We start from the raw sequence: 16,985 nt of genomic DNA, 5'->3' as shown, positions 1-16,985 counted from the left end.
AATATTAGCTGGTTTTCTCCTTTTTCCTCTCACCAGCCTTGGCTTTCGCTCCTACCCACTAAAAAGACAGTTCAATGCCTTGCTGCTCCGATTTGAGCCTCGTTCAATGCTTCGAGCGATACGATGCTTTCCGTATTCAGTTCCTGTCGCTTCGCTTCATATTGACGACAAAAGGGAGACCGCTGGCTCGTCTCCCTTTCACTCTTCCCACATATAACCGTAACGGGGGATGGTCGTTACTTTTTCCCCATATCTGCCCAGCCGTTTGCGCAAACGGTAGACAAGTGCATTGATCTCGGCGCGCCCGACATCTGGGACACTTTTGTCCGTATTAACCAGGCGTTCCGGCCAAACAAGCACCATGATTTCTTCGTAGCTGACTGCTTGATTGGCACGCTGGTACAGCAGCATGAGAAGGTCCATATCTTTTCCGGTTAAATAGATTCGCTTTCCATCCAAACGGATTTCTCGACGTTCGAGATTGATCAAAAGGCCCGGGGTTGCTTTCGATGCAGGGGCAGTCGACAAAGGAAAGGAAAACTCTCTGGTCACGTCCATTTCGCTTCCTTCCGCGAAGAAGATCAGCTCAACCACACCTTTCGCCAGGCTAATCAAATCTCCGTGAAACAGGGGCTGCGGCGCCTGATGAACCGCCACTCCGTTTACCTCCGTTCCATGCTTGCTCTCCAAATCAGAAATGGTATATTGATTGCCGATCTTTCGAATCACTGCATGCTTTCTGGACACATACGGACTGGAAAACGCGATGTCTGGCTTCAGTTGGCTTCCTCTGCGTCCGATCGTGCACTCATCTTCATGAAGGAATTTCCGTTTTTGCAAGTGCTCGGGGTCTCCCTTTTTAATAAGCACATAAACTCCGTCGTCCAACGTTCATCACCTCGAAAAGAGTTGGAGCTATCTTTATTTATTTACATAACAAAAGGATAGAAAGTCAATCCTTTTTTTACATAACAAAAAAGCCGTCAAGACTCAGGCAATTGAAATGACCTGACAATGACAGCTGTCTATGATCGTTATATAACAAGCAATGAAGAATCGTTTTCTTTGGCGAACACCTCATGAACATCTCTTGAGTTCAACTGCTTTTTGCGGCTCGATCATGAGCACATGACAGACCCCGTTTGGGATAAAGAGCTTGTACGCGATGCCTTTTGGCACGACGATCAATTCGCCTGCTTCTACCCATATGTTACGCTCATGGTACATCATCAGCAATCTTCCGGAAGCAACGAAGATCAGCTCATCCTTCTGATCGTTCTGTTGCCAGGCGCTCTCTCCCTGAAGCTTCTCAAGCTTGATGGCATTGTCATTCAGCTCGCCTACGACTGTGGAGCTCCAAGACTCCTGTAACCGTGAAAAATGTTGCGCGATGTTTATTTTTTCCATGATGATCCTCTCCCCTTTGTACCAAAGATAATACAAATGGGACGTGCCCGAAATAGTAGCGAGCTCACAGATTTATGATAAGTTGGATCATAAAGCGATGATAAGATGCCGAAAATTCGGATATCAATTCTTTTCCTAGAGTTTAGGTGTGAGGAATACCAAAGTAGAAAATAATGAAAGGAGGAGGCTGGCCATCATGAAAATGAGGATTTTGTTAGGTATCTACGCCCTTATTCTCACAATCGGATTTTTAAACAGCAATCTACTTATTTCATGGTTAAAAAGCCAGGATATGTTTTTACTACCTTACATGTTTCCCTTGGCCGTCTTCATTGGATTGTTTCCTGTCATTCCATACGGACTGTTTGGTGGAATCATGGGAGCAAAATTCGGCCCCCTCTGGGGTGCCTTTATCAATTGGACAGGCTCATTTGGATCAGCGTTCCTGATGTTTGTATACTTTCGTTATGGGTATCAAAAGGCAGGGAGAAGCTTTTTAGCAAAGTATCACCAATTAGATCGCTTTACCAACGCTTTTGAAAGCAATGCGTTCGTGGCCGTTCTTTTCGCGCGATTAATTCCTATCATTCCTTCCCCTGTCATTAACGTTTATTCAGCGATTAGCATTATTCCCCCTCTCTCATTCGCGTTGGCTACCGCTATAGGGAAAATTCCCACTATGCTGGTCTATTCTATAGTAGGAGATCAAGTTTTTACGAGTTTCCATCGGACATTTGTTACCTTGCTCATCTACTTAAGTTTTGTAGGACTCGCTTATCTGATATACCGCAGGTGGCAATCCCATCCCAGGAAGAAATGAAGGTATAGAGGGTCAGAATCCTCTTACAAAAAAAGCACCATCAGATATTGATCCCAATAGACGTCGCCTTTCTTAAACGCATGTTTATCTGTACCATAGACTTCAAAGCCAAGTGACCGATAGAGCTGGTAGGCACCGTGATTTTCGGTGACAACTTTCAGCTTGAGCTGTTCGATGTCCGTACGTTCTTTGACCATCGCAATCAGCTTGCTTAAAAGCGCCCTGGATATGCCACGCCCTCTGTAGTCTGGCGAAGTATAGACGGAAAGGACATCTGCACTGTGCCGGGTTTTTCGTCTGGAAAGCCGCTCGAGAGTAGCCATGCTTACCAGCTTGCCATCTTCGAACGCCCCTAATGTAAAATCATCGTCTGCAGGCTGCACGCGCTTTGCGATTTGGGCATCAAAATTCTTGTCACGGAGCACCTCTTCATACGTACTGCCGAACGAATCAGGACTTTCCCGAAGGCTTTCCAAGCGCATTCGCGCGTACTCTTCCTTGTCCTCTGCACGCAAAACTCTGATCTTTTCTTCTGGAAACTGTCCCATTTTACCGCCCCTACTGGTTTCTTCAACCTGTTTCTATACGGTACTATCTTACACCAGGATTATCCAACCTGTGGATAAAAAACCTCTGTCGAGGGAGCTTACCTCCAGCGTCATTGCCTCACATTTTGACATTTCAGCTCCAGCTGTATCGCAGCATCTCAAAGTTCCGGAAGAATCCGGGCTTGTTGTCGTTCGCAGAGAAGGAACAAAACGGTACTATCGACTTAGGAGGGAAGGTTTTGCCGATTTGAAGGAGTATATCGACTGTTTTTGGGATGACAGCCTGCTCCGCCTGAAAGAAGAAGCCGAAGAAGAAGAGAGGAGAAATTCATGACACAAATACACGATGAAAAGATTGCAAAAGAAATTTTTATTGAATGCCGACCAGAAACCTTATTCTCATTCTCATTCTCATTACATGCCCCGGATTCAACAATTGGCTGAAGGACAGGATCCGGGAGTCGACCCTTGGTCTGAAAAGGCTATGCATGAATATGGTAGATGATTTCACAGAAAACAAGGTCTGATCCACTAGTGATCAGACCCTCTTCTATCCTGTTCACGCGTCAGGACGACACCATCGCTTGATTCATCAGGCTCTCTGCTATTGCCTGGGCAATCTTCTTGTGTCCTTTTTCATTGGGATGCAAACCGTCTCCACCCTCGTAGAAACTGTGATCCACGGTTCCTTCCCCTTGCAGGAAAAGGTCCTGCAGACTCACAACCCTCCAGGCATTAGTGCGCGCCATTTGTTTTAGCTGATTGGCGTAATGCTGCCCTGCCTCACAGAGCTTCTCATAGCCCCCGATCGGCTCCCAGACGGTGCTTGCATCCATTTTCGCAGGGTTAAAGCCCGCACTCGAAATCCCGATGATCGGCGTAATCTGATGATGCAGCGCCTGCTTGACCATGGCGTACACATTGGCCAGCATCACATTGATCGGCACATCCCACCACAGGTCGTTGCCTCCGCCCATAATCAATACGTGAGACGGGCTTTGCATAATCACATCGGAGTAAAATCGCCCCAGCATTCCCGTAGTCGTATCCCCGGAAATACCTTTGTTTATCACCTCGATACGAAGCTGGGCTTGAAGCAACGCAGGCCACGCCGCCACTTTACTCACACCAAGTCCTTCTGTCAGACTGTCTCCCAAGCAAACCAGCTTTTTGATCATGAGATCCCTCCTCGTGCACACCTCGCCAAAGGGTTGTTTCATTGACCAGGCTATTTCTGTTGTTTTTTACTTTTGCGTCTTAACGGTATGCATGCGGTAGCCCGCCTTTTTTTCGATCAGACCCAGCAGCATATCCACGAGAATGACCAGGATCGCAGCTGGAATCGCGCCTGCCAATATTTTCTGGTCGTCGGTCGTCGAGATTCCGCGCATGATCATCTCACCCAGTCCGCCTGCTCCAACAAAAGTGGCAATCGTCGCGGCTCCTATCGAAACGACGGAAGCGACTCTGACTCCCGCCAAAATGATCGGCAGGGCAAGCGGGAGCTTCACTTTGGTTAACAATTGCAGTGGCGTCATCCCCATCCCAGTTCCTGCCTCAACGAGGTTCTTGTCCACATTTTCCAGACCGGCATACGTATTTTGAATGATGGGCAAAAGCGCGTACAGCGCCAGTGCCACGATCGCCGTGCTATACCCAAGACCGAGAAAGATCATGATAATCAAGAGGAGCGACAAGGACGGAATCGTTTGAATGATATTGATGCTCGTCTGGATGATCGCGGCAACCGTCCGATTACGTGTCATAAAGACAGCCAGCGGGACTCCAATCAGAATCGCGATCAGAATCGCACTGACACTCATGTAGAGATGCTCTCCTGTCAGCTCCAGAATTTGCGTCCAGTACTTGGCCATATAGCCGATAGTCCCAACAAACAACTCCAAAGCCTCCACCTCCTTTATGGCTTGATCAAACCTTGTTCTATCAGAAACTTCTTGGCGATTTCTTCTGGATCCAGCTTTTCGATATCAGCTTGGTAGTTCAAGGCCGTCATCGTCTGCGTATTTATTTTTCCAGTCAGCTTGTTAATGACTTCGGTCAGCTCAGGGTACTGTTTTAACGTATCATTGCGAACGACTGGAGAAGCGCCATAAGGCGGGAAGAAGTGCTTATCGTCTTCCAGGGTCACCAGGTTGTACTCTTTCAAGCGTGAATCTGTGGAATAAGCCAGGACAATATCGACATCGCCTTTATCGACGGCCTTGTAGACCAAACCGATATCCATCGGAGTCGTTTTGCCAAATGCAAAGCCATATTCTTTTTTGAAAGCGGGATATCCGTCATTCGTACGCTCGAGCCACGGTGCATCGGAAGCCATATTCATCTCTTTTGCGTGCGCGGCCAGATCGGAGATTTTTTTCAGGTTGTATTTCTCAGCTATATCCTTGCGAACGGTAAAGATGTAGGTATTATCAAATCCATAAGACGGAAACCACATCTGGTCAAACTTTTCGGCAACTCCTTTTTTCACCAGATCAAAAGCTTCCTGCGGGTCCTTGCTAAACTCATTTAGTCCCAAGCTGCTGGTGATATCTGTCCCGACATAGCGAATGGCAGAAATCTGGATATCGTTGTTTTGCATGGCTTTGAGCACTACCGGTGTTCCACCGAGGCCGCCGACCAGCTCGGTCTTTATATCCGAATTCGCCTCGATCAACTGCTTCAGCATGTGTGCGATAATCGTCTGCTCCGAAGTAGCCTGATGCCCGATTTTGACGACGTTACCTCCTCCGCCGCATCCTGCTACGAGTAATGCTGATAGGACAGCCATAACCATGATACTCATCCATCTATATCTCATTCGTGTGCTTCCCCCTCAGTTTGCCCGCTTGCTCTTCAAGCCTCTGGGCGTACATAGTTTCTGAATTTTCTGCGTAATAACATCAGCAATGGTCGCGAGCAAAGCCGTTGCCAACGCTCCTGTCAAAAGCATGCTATCATTTGCAACTCCTAAACCGGTGAAAACGAGATAGCCAAGTCCCCCGCCTCCAATGACAGCGGCAAGTGTAGCCCAGCTAATCGTAAAGATAGTTGCCGTGCGAAATCCGCCCATAATAATCGAAATGGCAAGAGGCAACTCGACTTTAAACAGGATTTGCAGGCTCGTCATGCCCATTCCTCTCGCCGCTTCTTTTAAGGCCGGGTCTACCTCTCGAATGCCTGTGAACGTGTTGCGCAGCATAGGCAATAGAGAATAGAGGAACAAGGCAACAATCGCAGGCAAGACACCAATCCCGAGCAGCGGAATCATGAGTCCCAGGAGCGCGAGACTAGGAATGGTCTGCAATATATTTACAAAGCCGATCACATATTTGTTCAGCTTTTCTGTCCGTGTCAGTATGATGCCTAGTGGAACCGCGATTAAAAAACCTGCAATAACAGCAGTCAAGGAAATGTAGGTATGCTCCCAAATCAAGGACAAGATTTGTTCATGTCTCTCCATTAAAAATTGAAAGAATTCACTCATTCCAACACCCCGCTTTTATGAAATACTCCACCGGGGGAGCGCATTTTTTGGACCTTGCACATGCAGCTCCTGGACTTTTCGCAGCCTCTTGACCCCGATAAAATCAGCTACAAAATCACTGGCAGGACGCTGAAGCAAACGGTTGGGCGTATCCAGCTGAGCGACAGAGCCGTTATTCATGATGCAGATTCGATCAGAAATCTTGATCGCCTCATCCATATCATGCGTCACGAAGACGATCGTTTTCTTGATTGTTCGCTGCAAACGGACAAGCTCATCCTGCAATTGTTCCCTGCTGATCGGGTCAAGTGCGCTGAAGGGTTCATCCATCAAAATAATCGGAGGATCTGCAGCCATCGCCCGAATGACACCCACCCGCTGCTGCTGCCCTCCGCTTAATTCCGCCGGATAGCGGTCCTTGAACACCTTTGGCTCCAGCCCTACCATGTACAGCAGCTCATCTACCTTTTTTTCGTACTGAGCTTTCTCCATTTTTTTGAGTTTTGGGACCAACGCTACATTTTGCCCAATGGTCATATGCGGAAATAACCCAATCTGCTGGATCACATAGCCAATATTGCGGCGCAGCTCCACGGGATCGGCTTTGGAGATATCCGCCCCGTTAACCTCAATCCTTCCAGCAGAGGGTTCAATCAGCCGATTAATCATCTTCATCGTTGTCGTCTTTCCACAACCGCTGGGACCGATTAGAACAAACAGTTCTCCTGCCTCGATCTGAAGATCCATTCCTTTGATAATGGATACATCCCCGATGCTCTTTTCCACGTTGTGAAAGGAAATCATTCGCAACACTCCTTCTTCATTCTTTATTTATGAACAGAAAAAAGTCGACACACCCCTTGCGTCAGAAAGGCCATTTCCGGACACAAGCAAATGAGTCGACTAATCTCGAACATACAAGTATAAGAAAATTAGCTTTATTCCATGCAGACTATTGCCCAAAGTGAGCTACAGTCTTTCGCACGCAAATAAGCGGATGGAAAGAATTTGTATGCAGATTCTGCTTTAGCCGACGAGGTTAGCTGACGGGTAGGATGGCAGGTAGCATCCCTTCTGTATGCACAGAATTAACCCCAAAAATGGTTCCCCCGTTTCCGCCTGAGACGGAACTAGGCCCGGTATGTAATTATTTGGCGATACAACAAGCTTATCATTTACTTAGCACAACAACAATTTTGAAAATTCGTGATATGAACCGTTCTCATGTGGTCAGAGCCAGTTTACCGTAATAACTGGTCCTATTCGTATGAATCCTTCCACATCCTGCCTTATGCTGGCAATTAGGTCCCCGATGATCCCTGTTTTATGTTCCCTTCTGACCTACCAGCTAGTGCAAAAGGTTTAGCAAAAATGTTAATGTCCCGACACTGATTACCGTCGTGACCAAGACACTGCTGGAGACAAATTGCGGCCGCATATTAAACTGAATCGCGTAAATCGCGGTCGTCGCGGCAGATGGCATCGCAGCCAAAATCACGATAACCTTTTGCAAAAGTGGATCAATCGGGAAGAACAAACAAATCAAATAGGCCAGCACAGGAGAAGCGACTAATCGGATTACACTCGCTGCGCTAAGGCCCTGCCACTCAAATGTACTCGCCGATACATTCGCCAGCTGCATACCGAGAATGAGCATAATGACAGGGATTGCCGCCTGTGCTACGAGGTCAATCGCCTGATAGTAGCTATCCGGGATGACCACATTCCATTGTTGGAGCAAAACTGCAAGCACGACAGCATAGTTGGACGGCTGCTTGAAAATAGCCTTGAATGCCGTACCGACCCCGCCGCCGCCTCTAGAGGCAAAATAAACGCCGAACACGCCCATGATGATGGAATGAAGCACCATGATCTGTACGGCATACGTAAACCCCGCATCGCCATAAGCAAAAAGAATGATCGGTGTCCCGTAATTCCCGCTGTTCATGAATGCCGTCGACAGCATCAGTGCGCTTTCCTGCTGCTTGTCATAGTGAAACCAGCGCGCTGTCAATAGTGTGATGAGGATCAGCGCACCTAACAGGAGCATCGAAATAATGACAATGTAAAATAATTGCAAATCGAGCTGTGTTTTATAAAACGTGCGAAAAACAAGTGCAGTCGTCAAAATGTAGATCGCCAGCGTAGAGATCGGCATGAGATCCAGCTTGAAAATGCGCTGTAAAATATAGCCGCTAAGAAAAATCAGCAAGACAGGAAAAATGACTTCTAGAAAAATCATAATGAATACCTACTTCCCTAAACATTCACTACCATGAATAGTATAGCAGAGGTACCCAGAAAAATGCGGAATTATCACACTACTGCCTATATTATCCGCCTTGCCTTCGATTCTTTCTTGGCACGCAAAAAATTGATTTGTCAGGCGGAATACGACAGGACTGAGCAGAAGAAGGGGTAACACCACCGACACGCTCCACCTCCCTGTATTCAAGCGTCCACAAAAGCTTTTGCAGCAAATGCAGCGTCAGGTCTCCGATCTCATCCAAGAAGATCGTTCCATTATGGCCCTCTCGAACTACTCGCTGGGAACTTAAAAACCGTTTTAAAAATTTCAGTTGATATGGAGTTAAAATTTTTTTAATATATATTAAATGAAGTATAAAATTCTATTAGAGGAAAGGAGGATGTCTATGATAACTAAGACATTTCAACACTTAATCAAGGAGAAATATCCAGATCTTTCTCCCGGACAAAAGAAGGTTGCAGAATTTTTAGTAACTTCCCTGGAGCAGAGCTCGCTTTATACGATTTCTCAGATTTCGCGTGAAGTCGGTGTCAGTGAAACAACTGTCATTCGTTTGGCCTATGCGCTGGGTTTAAACAGTTTTTCTGAGATGCAAAAAATGATTAGAGAAGAGATGCTTAGCTACAAATACCATTCTTCTCAATCGATTTCCATTTCTGAGAGGGAAGAAGTAAAGGATACCAATATATTTGCTCATTCTATCCAACACGAAAAAAGAATGTTGGATTATTTAGTTAACCAAGTAAGAGAAGAGGATATCTGGAAAACAGCAGAGCTATTGATAAAAGCTGACCGAGTCTTTGTTGGAGGCTTTCGTGAATCATATACTGCCGCTTACTGGCTATACTACACTTTAAATCAGCTTCGTGATCATGTCTTCGGTTCATCCCCGACCGGATACATTCCGGAAACATTGTGCAATTTTACAGAAAATTCGGTTGTGATATTATTTTCCCAGCCTCGCTACTCGAAAGAATCTCTCGTTTTGGCGGAACAAGCAATAAAACAAAAGGCTACCTTAATTGCAATGACAGACCGACCTTTATCACCAATCGGGCAACTTGCAACGATTACATTAACTATCGGAGAAAATACCGAGATTTTTTCAGATCACGTCTTGCCACACCTTAGTCTTTCACAATTAATTGTGATGGCTATGCACCAAAAAGATCAGGAAAATATTCGGGAACGACAGGAAAAACTCGAACAAATATACAACCACACAGGGATGTTTATAGAGTGAATAACAGCCGGTATTCCTATACTCTTAGGATACCGGCTGTTATTCATAAATATAGAGTCGTACAATTACCGCGGCTCCACTGTGTCATTTGTAGACCGAAATCAGTACAGATGGCAAGCAACCTGCCTACCATCTACTTCCCGTAACGGCGGCGCTTCTTTTCGGCAAATGTCCATGCAGGCATGGCAGCGCGGATGAAACTTGCAGCCCTGCGGTGGATTAGATGGAGAGGGTAAGTCACCGCGCAAAATGATTCGCTCGCGATTTTCGTCTGGGTCTGAAATGGGAGTAGCGGACAGCAGTGCCTGTGAATACGGGTGCAGCGGTAGTTGGAAAAGCTTGTCCTTATCCGCAAACTCGACAATTTCACCTAAATACATCACAGCGACCCGGTCACAAATATGTTCGACTACACTCAAGTCATGAGAGATGAAAATGTAGGTCAGGGATAACTGCTCCTGTAAGTCCTGCATCAAATTGAGAATTTGCGATTGGATCGAAACATCGAGGGCAGATACTGGCTCATCCGCGATAATCAGCTTGGGCTGCAGCATCAGGGCGCGTGCGATGCCGATCCGCTGCCGCTGCCCACCGGAAAACTCGTGCGGATAGCGGCCCAGTTGTCGTTTATTTAAACCGACGATCTCAATCGTCTCTTCCAGCAAGCTTTGCCGCTGCTCACGGGGGATCCCATGAGATAGCAACGGCTCCGTCAAGATCTGACTAATCTTCAGCTTGGGGTTTAACGTGTCAAACGGATTTTGAAATACCATTTGCATATGGCGACGAACAGCATGCATCTCTTTTTTGGGTAATTGGCTAATATCCCGGCCTTGGAACAGGATTTCCCCTCTGGTAGGCTCCAGGAGACGCAGGATGCATCTGCCGAGCGTCGATTTCCCGCAACCGGATTCACCGACGATCCCCATCGTTTCTCCTTCATAGACCGTCGCATCAATTCCGTTTACAGCATGAACGTAGCTTGGTTGTTGAAACCATCCCTGCTTCACGGGAAACAGCTTCTGTAGACCTTTTACTTCCAAAAGAGGTGTCATCATACGCTTACCACCGAACTTTCTTTGTTCTCTTCTTCATAAAGCCAACAGCGGCAGGCGGACTCTTCACCGACTTGCTGCAAGGCCGGATTCTTCTCCCAACAAACGGGCATCACCTTGTCACAGCGCGGGGCAAACCGGCAACCTGACGGCATATCCTCGGGGGAGGGAACGCTTCCCCGGATGCTGTAAAGTCGGTGTTGTCCTTTTGATTGATGCGGTGCAGATTGAATCAAACCAATGGTGTAGGGGTGCTTCGGGCTGCGCAGCAAGGTCCGTACGTCAGCCGACTCAATCACTTGTCCGGCATACATCACGATGACACGGTCGCATACTTCAGCCACCACGCCGAGATCATGGGTAATCAGAACCAGAGACATGCCATAATCGGTGCGAATTTTTTTAATCAGATCTAGGATCTGCGCCTGAATCGTCACATCCAAAGCAGTCGTCGGTTCATCGGCGATCAATAGTGTCGGATTGCAAGCAATCGCCATGGCAATCATGACCCGCTGCCGCATCCCTCCTGATAATCGGTGCGGATACTCACGATAGATCTCTTCCGGTCGGGAAATCCCCACCTGCCTGAGCAGATCGATCACCCGCGCCTTGCACTCTGCTCTGCTTTTTCCTTCGTGTTCTTCCAGTACTTCACTAATCTGGCGGCCGATCGTCAGCACCGGATTTAGCGAAGTCATCGGCTCCTGAAAGATCATCGCCATTTCTTTGCCACGGATGTCCCGCATGGCTTTTTCGCTCAGCGAAAATACATCTTTCCCGTTCAGACGGACGCTGCCACTTACTGTGCCATTACTGTCCAGAAGACGCATGATCGCAAGCGACGTGACACTTTTGCCGCAACCCGATTCGCCAACAATGCCCAGTGATTCTCCTTTTTTCAATTCGATATCAATCTGATCAACGACCGTCACCCTGCCCGATTCCTTGGAAAACTGTGTCGTGAGTCCCTTCACTTCCAATACATTGCCCATCGCAGAGATCTCCTTTCCGATCCGCTTTTGTAAATGATGTTGGTTTGATGACAAGCATGCTATTTTCTCTTTTGCGTGCGTGGATCAAAGATATCGCGCAGGGCGTCACCTAAAATATTCACGGCCAAGACGACAATCGTAATCGCCACCCCGGGAAATGTAGCCAGCCACCAGGCATCGGACAAGTAATCCTTGCCTTCATTGAGCATCGTGCCCCACTCGGGCGTCGGTGGTTGCGCCCCCAAACCGATAAATCCCAGTGCAGCCGTATCGAGAATCGCTCCCCCGATAAACAGCGTCGTGTAAACAATCAGTACATTGGTAATGTTGGGAATCATTTGAAACAGAATGATCCACCAGTTTGGCGTGCCGATCGAGCGGCTCGCTTCCACATACCCGGAGGACTTGACCACCAAAGCAGCCCCTCTGATCAAGCGAGCAAAGCTGGGAATCGACGAAATCCCGATCGCAATCATCGCATTGGTTTGACTCGGACCGAGCACGGCTACAATCGCCAAGGCCAGGATAATCCCCGGCATCGCGAGCAAAATGTCCATGATCCGCATCAGCAAGTTATCGATAAAACCGCCTACATACGCACTGACGACGCCGATCAGTGTTCCCAGTACCAGCGTGATGCTGACGGCCATGACAGCTACTATCAGCGTGACCCGTGTACCATGCAAAAGACGGGAAAACATGTCTCGTCCAATTGCGTCCGTACCGAGCCAATGCTCCGCCGTAGGCCCCTGCAAAAAGGCGTCATAATAGGTTTTGGTCGGATCGTGCGGAGCGAGCCAGGGGCCGACGATACCGATCACGACGATGATAAAGATCATCATCAGGCTGATTTTGGCAGCTTTGTTCCTGAGAATTTTGTCCAGCAGCTCAAATCTGGGTAAGCTGGGCGATTCTGCAGTCACCGAGCCTGGTTGAACCGTTTTGCTTGCTTCCCTCATGCTTAGGCCCCCTCCTTTAACGCACTGTAGTCAACCCGCGGATCGATGAGTCCGTAGAGGAGGTCGACGAGAATGTTGACCGTTACGTAGACAAAGCCCATAAATAGGGTGATGCCTTGAATCATGGGAAAATCGCGGGAGGAAATGGCACTGATGGCGAGCGTACCGATCCCCGGCCAGCTAAACACCTGCTCGATGATGACTGATCCGCCGAGCAGCGCTGCCATTTGCAAACCGACGACGGTCACCACGGGAATCATCACATTGCGAAAAGCGTGGCGAAACAGGATGATCGACTCGCGCATTCCTTTCGCTTTGGCGGTGCGGATGTAATCATTGGCAAGCACATCGATCATGCCGGAGCGCGTGAGCCGGATGATCGTCGTGGAGCTCAGCACACCTAATGTAATGGCAGGCAGCACGATATCCATGAATCCCGTCCCACCAGCGATGGGGAACCAGCTGAGCTTGACGGCAAACACCATAATCATGATGAGCCCCAGCCAGAAGCTCGGGAGAGACATCCCCAGCGTTGCCAGCGACGTTATGGTATAGTCGATGCTTGTATTTTTGTACTTCGCTGCAAGAATTCCCGTCGCTACACCTAAAATGATAGCGATGCCAATTCCGACCAAAGCGAGCTTGACTGTGGCTGGAAAGCGCTCTGTAATTTCGACAAAGACTGGTCGGCCCGTCTTGAGTGAAGTTCCCAGATCTCCTTTGACTACCCCCGAGACATAATCGACATACTGTACCACGAGGGGCTTATTCAGCCCCATCTGCTCCCGTAAGAGTTCTACTTGTTCTACTGTCGCTTTCTGCCCTAGCATGATACGCGCCGGATCACCTGGAATCATGTGAATGAGCGCAAAGGTAAAGATGGAGAGTCCGAACAAGACAATAATTCCCGATACTAACCGATTGAGTATATACTGCTTCATTATTTATTCACCCAGCTATCATGAAATAGTAGTCTGTCTAACGGATGCAACTTGAAGACCGCTTGTTGATAATTCCGAACTTTTTCTCGATTGTCGCACGCTTCCTTTTTTACCACTTTCATACTTATTCAACTTTTGTCAGCTGTCTAGAAAAACATAAGACTCGTATAACGCGTCCCTCACTATTACGGATAAAACGTATGGCGATATCCTGATCATCTTCTGTAAACACAAAACTGTCTTTCCCTAGATAACTTAGCAAGAAAGGTATGTTACCTATTCCATTTAGCAGTAGGGAACCATCTTCGTAACTGATTGTGATCCTTCTCCCTTCTAAATTGGCGAATGAACCTACATATTGGTTGGCATGATCAGCCGACAGTTCTTGTTTCTGATAGGCGATGGCACGAGCTTGGATCGGTCTCGATTGATATCCGTTTAAGGACGCTTTCATGATCGTTGGTATCGGTGCTTCCACTAAATTGGACAGTGCTGCTCCCGTAATACCCTGTTCTGGAATCAGAAAGATTTCAGCGCTGACTCCCTTTAAGTTTCCTCCATGCTCGACCAAAGTCGCACCGTGGTAGTCAGTATGCACCACGAATCCGTATCCGTAACATTCACCTTGCGTGACTTCAAAAAAAGGTTTCATCATTTGTTCCACACTTGCGGCGGAAAGAATTCGCGTATTGCCGACCAACCCCCTCGTACGGAAAATCTCCAGATACTTCAACAGATCTCTCCCTGTTGATTTTAAATAACCGGCTGCGCGCATCGGTGGAGAATCCCATGGGGCGGGAGAGGCGAACACTTCCTTGTCCTCTCCAGCTCCTTTCGATGAGTATAGAGTGGCGATGTCAGTATTTCTCTGTAACTCCTCAAGATGAAATACACTATCGGTCATACCTGCCGGGTCCAAAATACTTTCTTTCAAATAGGCTTCAAACGACTTTCCGCTTACTCTATCAATAATGGCGCCAAGCAAAGCATAGGCATCGTTCGAATAACTGAACTCAGTTCCCGGCTCACCCAGCAACTCGAACTGTTGAGTCGCGATAAAATCCATCAATTCCTCATAAGTATCGATGGGATCTAGATCTTTCAGTTGTTCAACAGTCTTTTGCATATGGGGGTCTGCTTCGTAACTTCGCTTTAAAGAAATACCTTGAGCAGGCAGCGGTGGCAATCCTGCTGTATGTGTCATGAAGTGGTGAATCGTTATTTGTTTCGTTTTCTCGGCATCTGGAGTCCGAAACTCAGGCAAGTACTTTACCACCGGATCGTGAACAGACAGTTTTCCTGCCTCTTGAAGCTGCATAATAGCTGCGCAGGCAAATGATTTCGTGCAGGAAGCGATCCCGAAAACCGTGTCCAGTGTGATCTTCGTTTTGTGCTCCACATCGCTATAGCCGAACGATTGGTGATAAACAAGCTCTCCATCTTGCGCAAGAGCAAGGATCGCGCCTGGTGTCTTTGTGTTATCCAAAAGCTTCTGTGTGTATTCCTCAAAAGATTGTGTCCAATTGTCGGTAACCATTTCCAACATCCTTCATTTTCCATTTTATTAATACCGTTTCCTGATCAATGCCAGAAAACCGACCTTTGTGATCTATTGTTTAATCCACATATCGTACACGGATAACTTACCCATTGGATTTGGCTTCGCCCCTTGAACTCGGTTGTTTACTACCCTGTAAATTTTTTGTGTATAAAGTGGGACTTTATAGGCTTGCTCAACACCCATTTTTTGAATGTCTGCATAGATTTTCTTTCTTTCTTCCATGTTCATTGTCGTACGACCCTTTTCTAACAGGGTATCCAGCTCTTTATTGTTCATTCGCCCGTAATTAAGGCCCCCATCCATTTGGCTGGAATGCATCAACAAATATAGCATATCAGGGTCAACGTCACCCCAGGCAGTAAGATATAAATCGAATGCGCCTTTGGATGCTTGTTCCCCCGAAACGGCAACTTCTAACATTTTAATTTCTACATCTATACCAATTTCCTTTAACATGCTTTGAATTAACTGATTGCCAGAACTCGCTGCATAAGTTATCAGTGAGAGATGAAGTGTTTTTCCATCTTTTTCTCTGATTCCCTGCGCATTTTCCTTCCATCCAGATGCCTCCAGCATCTTTTTCGCTTCTTCTACATTGTATTTATATCCGTATTGTTCAACTGCTGGATCGTATCCAAACATCATAGCAGGGAGCGGACCATGAACAGGCACACCTTCACCCTGTAAATCAGCCTGAATAATCGCTTCTTTGTTGATGGCCAGATTGATCGCTTTGCGTACATGGATATCTTTCAGAAACTCGTTTTCCAAGTTCATTGCCAACTCTACCATATTAGGTGCTGTTCCCTCGATGATGGTAAATTTGTCATTGTTCTTATATTTTTTTGCCTCTTTACCCGACAGGGTGGCGATATCGATTGTGCCGCTATCCAATGCTGCCATCAAAATTTGGTTGTCTTTAATGAACTTGATCACAAGCTTGTCAGGTCTGGGAGCCCCCTTATTTTCTGCATAGGGGAATCCCCAATTGAATTCTTCATTCCGAACCATGGTAATCGCTTCGCCGGTCTTCCAGCTTTCAAATTTCCAGGGCCCGATTCCCACGGGATTTCTGCCATACTCTTTTCCATACTTTTGGATGGCGTCCATTGATAGTGGCTGCGTGTAGCCATCAAACGTCAAAAGCGCAAATAGTGGAGCTGTCGGTTGGTCCAGATGAAAGATCAGAGTTGTGTCATCAGGGGCAGAAATGGATTTTACACCTTGTAAGCTTTGTACCGCTACAGGTGAAGCCGTTTCTGGTGCCAACGCACGTTCATAGGTTGCCTTGAAAGTTGCCGCTGTCAAAGGTGTGCCATCGTGAAACTTCACACCGGTACGAATTTTAAATGTGATGGTCTTCCCATCCTCGGAAGCTGTGTATGATTCCGCCAGATAGGGTTGTAATTCATTTGTGAAAGGATCAAAAGTGAAAAGGGATCCCCCCATGTATCCTGAAATAATATTACCCGTTCCCATGGACGTTTTATGTGGGTCCAATGTATCAGGCTCCTCCACCTCTGCTATCGTAAGTGTCCCGCCCTTTTGCGGCTCTGAACTGTCACTCTTTCCTACTTCATTGATTGATGGATTTGGAGCAGAGCTGCAGCCAATCAGCGAGATTACTAACAGACAAATAAACGTGATATACGCGAGACGAGTTCTGTTATTATCTGTATTTTTAAACATAAATCAGATCCCCC

General features: G+C 47.1%; 18 protein-coding genes, 1 pseudogene and 1 riboswitch. Of the genes and pseudogenes, 3 read left to right on the top strand and 16 right to left on the bottom strand.

The features are described from left to right. Window positions 1–198: 198 nt before the first annotated feature. Window positions 199–888, bottom strand: a complete 690-nt coding sequence (locus ACIFQN_RS24880; protein ID WP_429835728.1) for an FHA domain-containing protein — start codon at window positions 886–888, stop codon at window positions 199–201. Between the two features lie 189 nt (window positions 889–1,077). Beyond that, window positions 1,078–1,407, bottom strand: coding sequence for a cupin domain-containing protein (locus ACIFQN_RS24875; RefSeq protein ID WP_429835727.1), 330 nt, complete (start codon window positions 1,405–1,407; stop codon window positions 1,078–1,080). Between the two features lie 196 nt (window positions 1,408–1,603). Here ACIFQN_RS24875 and ACIFQN_RS24870 point away from each other — a divergent pair, with 196 nt between their 5' ends. Further along, window positions 1,604–2,227 carry a TVP38/TMEM64 family protein gene (locus ACIFQN_RS24870; protein ID WP_429835726.1) on the top strand — a complete coding sequence of 208 codons (624 nt, stop codon included), beginning with the start codon at window positions 1,604–1,606 and terminating at the stop codon, window positions 2,225–2,227. Window positions 2,228–2,250: 23 nt separating this feature from the next. On the opposite strand, the gene ACIFQN_RS24865 is transcribed toward ACIFQN_RS24870, so the two are convergent. Further along, window positions 2,251–2,775 carry an N-acetyltransferase family protein gene (locus tag ACIFQN_RS24865; protein WP_429835725.1) on the bottom strand — a complete coding sequence of 175 codons (525 nt, stop codon included), beginning with the start codon at window positions 2,773–2,775 and terminating at the stop codon, window positions 2,251–2,253. Window positions 2,776–2,845: 70 nt separating this feature from the next. Here ACIFQN_RS24865 and ACIFQN_RS24860 point away from each other — a divergent pair, with 70 nt between their 5' ends. Further along, window positions 2,846–3,109 carry an ArsR/SmtB family transcription factor gene (locus ACIFQN_RS24860; protein ID WP_429835724.1) on the top strand — a complete coding sequence of 88 codons (264 nt, stop codon included), beginning with the start codon at window positions 2,846–2,848 and terminating at the stop codon, window positions 3,107–3,109. Window positions 3,110–3,341: 232 nt separating this feature from the next. Here the strand turns inward: ACIFQN_RS24860 and ACIFQN_RS24855 are convergent, their stop codons facing one another. The 7 genes and pseudogenes from ACIFQN_RS24855 to ACIFQN_RS24825 form a co-directional block, all read right to left on the bottom strand. Continuing rightward, complete coding sequence (locus tag ACIFQN_RS24855) at window positions 3,342–3,953, bottom strand: GDSL-type esterase/lipase family protein (protein WP_429835723.1); 612 nt, start codon at window positions 3,951–3,953, stop codon at window positions 3,342–3,344. A gap of 66 nt (window positions 3,954–4,019) precedes the next feature. Then, window positions 4,020–4,679, bottom strand: coding sequence for an ABC transporter permease (locus ACIFQN_RS24850; RefSeq protein WP_429835722.1), 660 nt, complete (start codon window positions 4,677–4,679; stop codon window positions 4,020–4,022). A 14-nt stretch (window positions 4,680–4,693) separates the two neighbouring features. Beyond that, a complete protein-coding gene (locus tag ACIFQN_RS24845) occupies window positions 4,694–5,596 on the bottom strand; it encodes an osmoprotectant ABC transporter substrate-binding protein (protein WP_429835721.1) in 903 nt (300 codons plus the stop codon). A 15-nt stretch (window positions 5,597–5,611) separates the two neighbouring features. Further along, entirely contained in the window at window positions 5,612–6,262 is a 651-nt protein-coding gene (locus tag ACIFQN_RS24840) for an ABC transporter permease (RefSeq protein ID WP_429835720.1), read from the bottom strand. 78 nt (window positions 6,263–6,340) lie between these two features. Next, a pseudogene (locus ACIFQN_RS24835) lies at window positions 6,341–7,066 on the bottom strand (ABC transporter ATP-binding protein); the annotation flags it as partial. Window positions 7,067–7,276: 210 nt separating this feature from the next. Next, window positions 7,277–7,409: riboswitch (cyclic di-AMP (ydaO/yuaA leader) on the bottom strand. A gap of 201 nt (window positions 7,410–7,610) precedes the next feature. Next, on the bottom strand, window positions 7,611–8,504 hold the full coding sequence (locus ACIFQN_RS24830; protein ID WP_429835719.1) for an AEC family transporter: 894 nt from the start codon (window positions 8,502–8,504) through the stop codon (window positions 7,611–7,613). A gap of 91 nt (window positions 8,505–8,595) precedes the next feature. After that, window positions 8,596–8,841, bottom strand: a complete 246-nt coding sequence (locus ACIFQN_RS24825; protein WP_429835731.1) for a sigma 54-interacting transcriptional regulator — start codon at window positions 8,839–8,841, stop codon at window positions 8,596–8,598. A 75-nt stretch (window positions 8,842–8,916) separates the two neighbouring features. Here ACIFQN_RS24825 and ACIFQN_RS24820 point away from each other — a divergent pair, with 75 nt between their 5' ends. Beyond that, a complete protein-coding gene (locus ACIFQN_RS24820; RefSeq protein ID WP_429835718.1) occupies window positions 8,917–9,774 on the top strand; it encodes a MurR/RpiR family transcriptional regulator in 858 nt (285 codons plus the stop codon). A 101-nt stretch (window positions 9,775–9,875) separates the two neighbouring features. Here ACIFQN_RS24820 and ACIFQN_RS24815 read toward each other — a convergent pair whose 3' ends face one another. From ACIFQN_RS24815 to ACIFQN_RS24790, 6 genes are all read right to left on the bottom strand, one after another. Further along, on the bottom strand, window positions 9,876–10,832 hold the full coding sequence (locus ACIFQN_RS24815; protein WP_429835717.1) for an ABC transporter ATP-binding protein: 957 nt from the start codon (window positions 10,830–10,832) through the stop codon (window positions 9,876–9,878). Then, the gene (locus tag ACIFQN_RS24810; protein ID WP_429835716.1) at window positions 10,829–11,821 is read right to left on the bottom strand and encodes an ABC transporter ATP-binding protein; all 993 of its coding nucleotides are present in this window, start codon (window positions 11,819–11,821) and stop codon (window positions 10,829–10,831) included. The genes ACIFQN_RS24815 and ACIFQN_RS24810 overlap by 4 nt, the downstream gene beginning before the upstream one ends. A gap of 59 nt (window positions 11,822–11,880) precedes the next feature. Beyond that, window positions 11,881–12,780: an ABC transporter permease gene (locus ACIFQN_RS24805; protein ID WP_429835715.1), complete on the bottom strand. Its 900-nt coding sequence runs from the start codon at window positions 12,778–12,780 to the stop codon at window positions 11,881–11,883. A 2-nt stretch (window positions 12,781–12,782) separates the two neighbouring features. Continuing rightward, window positions 12,783–13,721 (bottom strand): nickel ABC transporter permease, encoded by a 939-nt coding sequence (gene nikB / locus ACIFQN_RS24800; protein ID WP_429835714.1) that lies wholly within the window; start codon window positions 13,719–13,721, stop codon window positions 12,783–12,785. 124 nt (window positions 13,722–13,845) lie between these two features. Then, window positions 13,846–15,258, bottom strand: coding sequence for a serine hydrolase domain-containing protein (locus ACIFQN_RS24795; RefSeq protein ID WP_429835713.1), 1,413 nt, complete (start codon window positions 15,256–15,258; stop codon window positions 13,846–13,848). A 72-nt stretch (window positions 15,259–15,330) separates the two neighbouring features. Further along, on the bottom strand, window positions 15,331–16,971 hold the full coding sequence (locus ACIFQN_RS24790; RefSeq protein ID WP_429835712.1) for an ABC transporter substrate-binding protein: 1,641 nt from the start codon (window positions 16,969–16,971) through the stop codon (window positions 15,331–15,333). Window positions 16,972–16,985 lie beyond the last annotated feature (14 nt).

The organism is Brevibacillus sp. NRS-1366, from assembly GCF_050467985.1.
The sequence above is the reverse complement of the archived record's forward strand: the minus strand, read 5'-3'. Positions and strand labels throughout refer to the sequence as shown.

Bases quoted from the DNA above. Each gene is read 5' to 3' on its own strand.
- ACIFQN_RS24875 (WP_429835727.1), bottom strand. From the start codon at position 1,407: ATGGAAAAAATAAACATCGCGCAACATTTTTCACGGTTACAGGAGTCT.
- ACIFQN_RS24870 (WP_429835726.1), top strand. From the start codon at position 1,604: ATGAAAATGAGGATTTTGTTAGGTATCTACGCCCTTATTCTCACAATC.
- ACIFQN_RS24865 (WP_429835725.1), bottom strand. From the start codon at position 2,775: ATGGGACAGTTTCCAGAAGAAAAGATCAGAGTTTTGCGTGCAGAGGAC.
- ACIFQN_RS24855 (WP_429835723.1), bottom strand. From the start codon at position 3,953: ATGATCAAAAAGCTGGTTTGCTTGGGAGACAGTCTGACAGAAGGACTT.
- ACIFQN_RS24845 (WP_429835721.1), bottom strand. From the start codon at position 5,596: ATGAGATATAGATGGATGAGTATCATGGTTATGGCTGTCCTATCAGCA.
- ACIFQN_RS24840 (WP_429835720.1), bottom strand. From the start codon at position 6,262: ATGAGTGAATTCTTTCAATTTTTAATGGAGAGACATGAACAAATCTTG.
- ACIFQN_RS24830 (WP_429835719.1), bottom strand. From the start codon at position 8,504: ATGATTTTTCTAGAAGTCATTTTTCCTGTCTTGCTGATTTTTCTTAGC.
- ACIFQN_RS24820 (WP_429835718.1), top strand. From the start codon at position 8,917: ATGATAACTAAGACATTTCAACACTTAATCAAGGAGAAATATCCAGAT.
- ACIFQN_RS24815 (WP_429835717.1), bottom strand. From the start codon at position 10,832: ATGATGACACCTCTTTTGGAAGTAAAAGGTCTACAGAAGCTGTTTCCC.
- ACIFQN_RS24810 (WP_429835716.1), bottom strand. From the start codon at position 11,821: ATGGGCAATGTATTGGAAGTGAAGGGACTCACGACACAGTTTTCCAAG.
- ACIFQN_RS24805 (WP_429835715.1), bottom strand. From the start codon at position 12,780: ATGAGGGAAGCAAGCAAAACGGTTCAACCAGGCTCGGTGACTGCAGAA.
- nikB (WP_429835714.1), bottom strand. From the start codon at position 13,721: ATGAAGCAGTATATACTCAATCGGTTAGTATCGGGAATTATTGTCTTG.
- ACIFQN_RS24795 (WP_429835713.1), bottom strand. From the start codon at position 15,258: ATGGTTACCGACAATTGGACACAATCTTTTGAGGAATACACACAGAAG.
- ACIFQN_RS24790 (WP_429835712.1), bottom strand. From the start codon at position 16,971: ATGTTTAAAAATACAGATAATAACAGAACTCGTCTCGCGTATATCACG.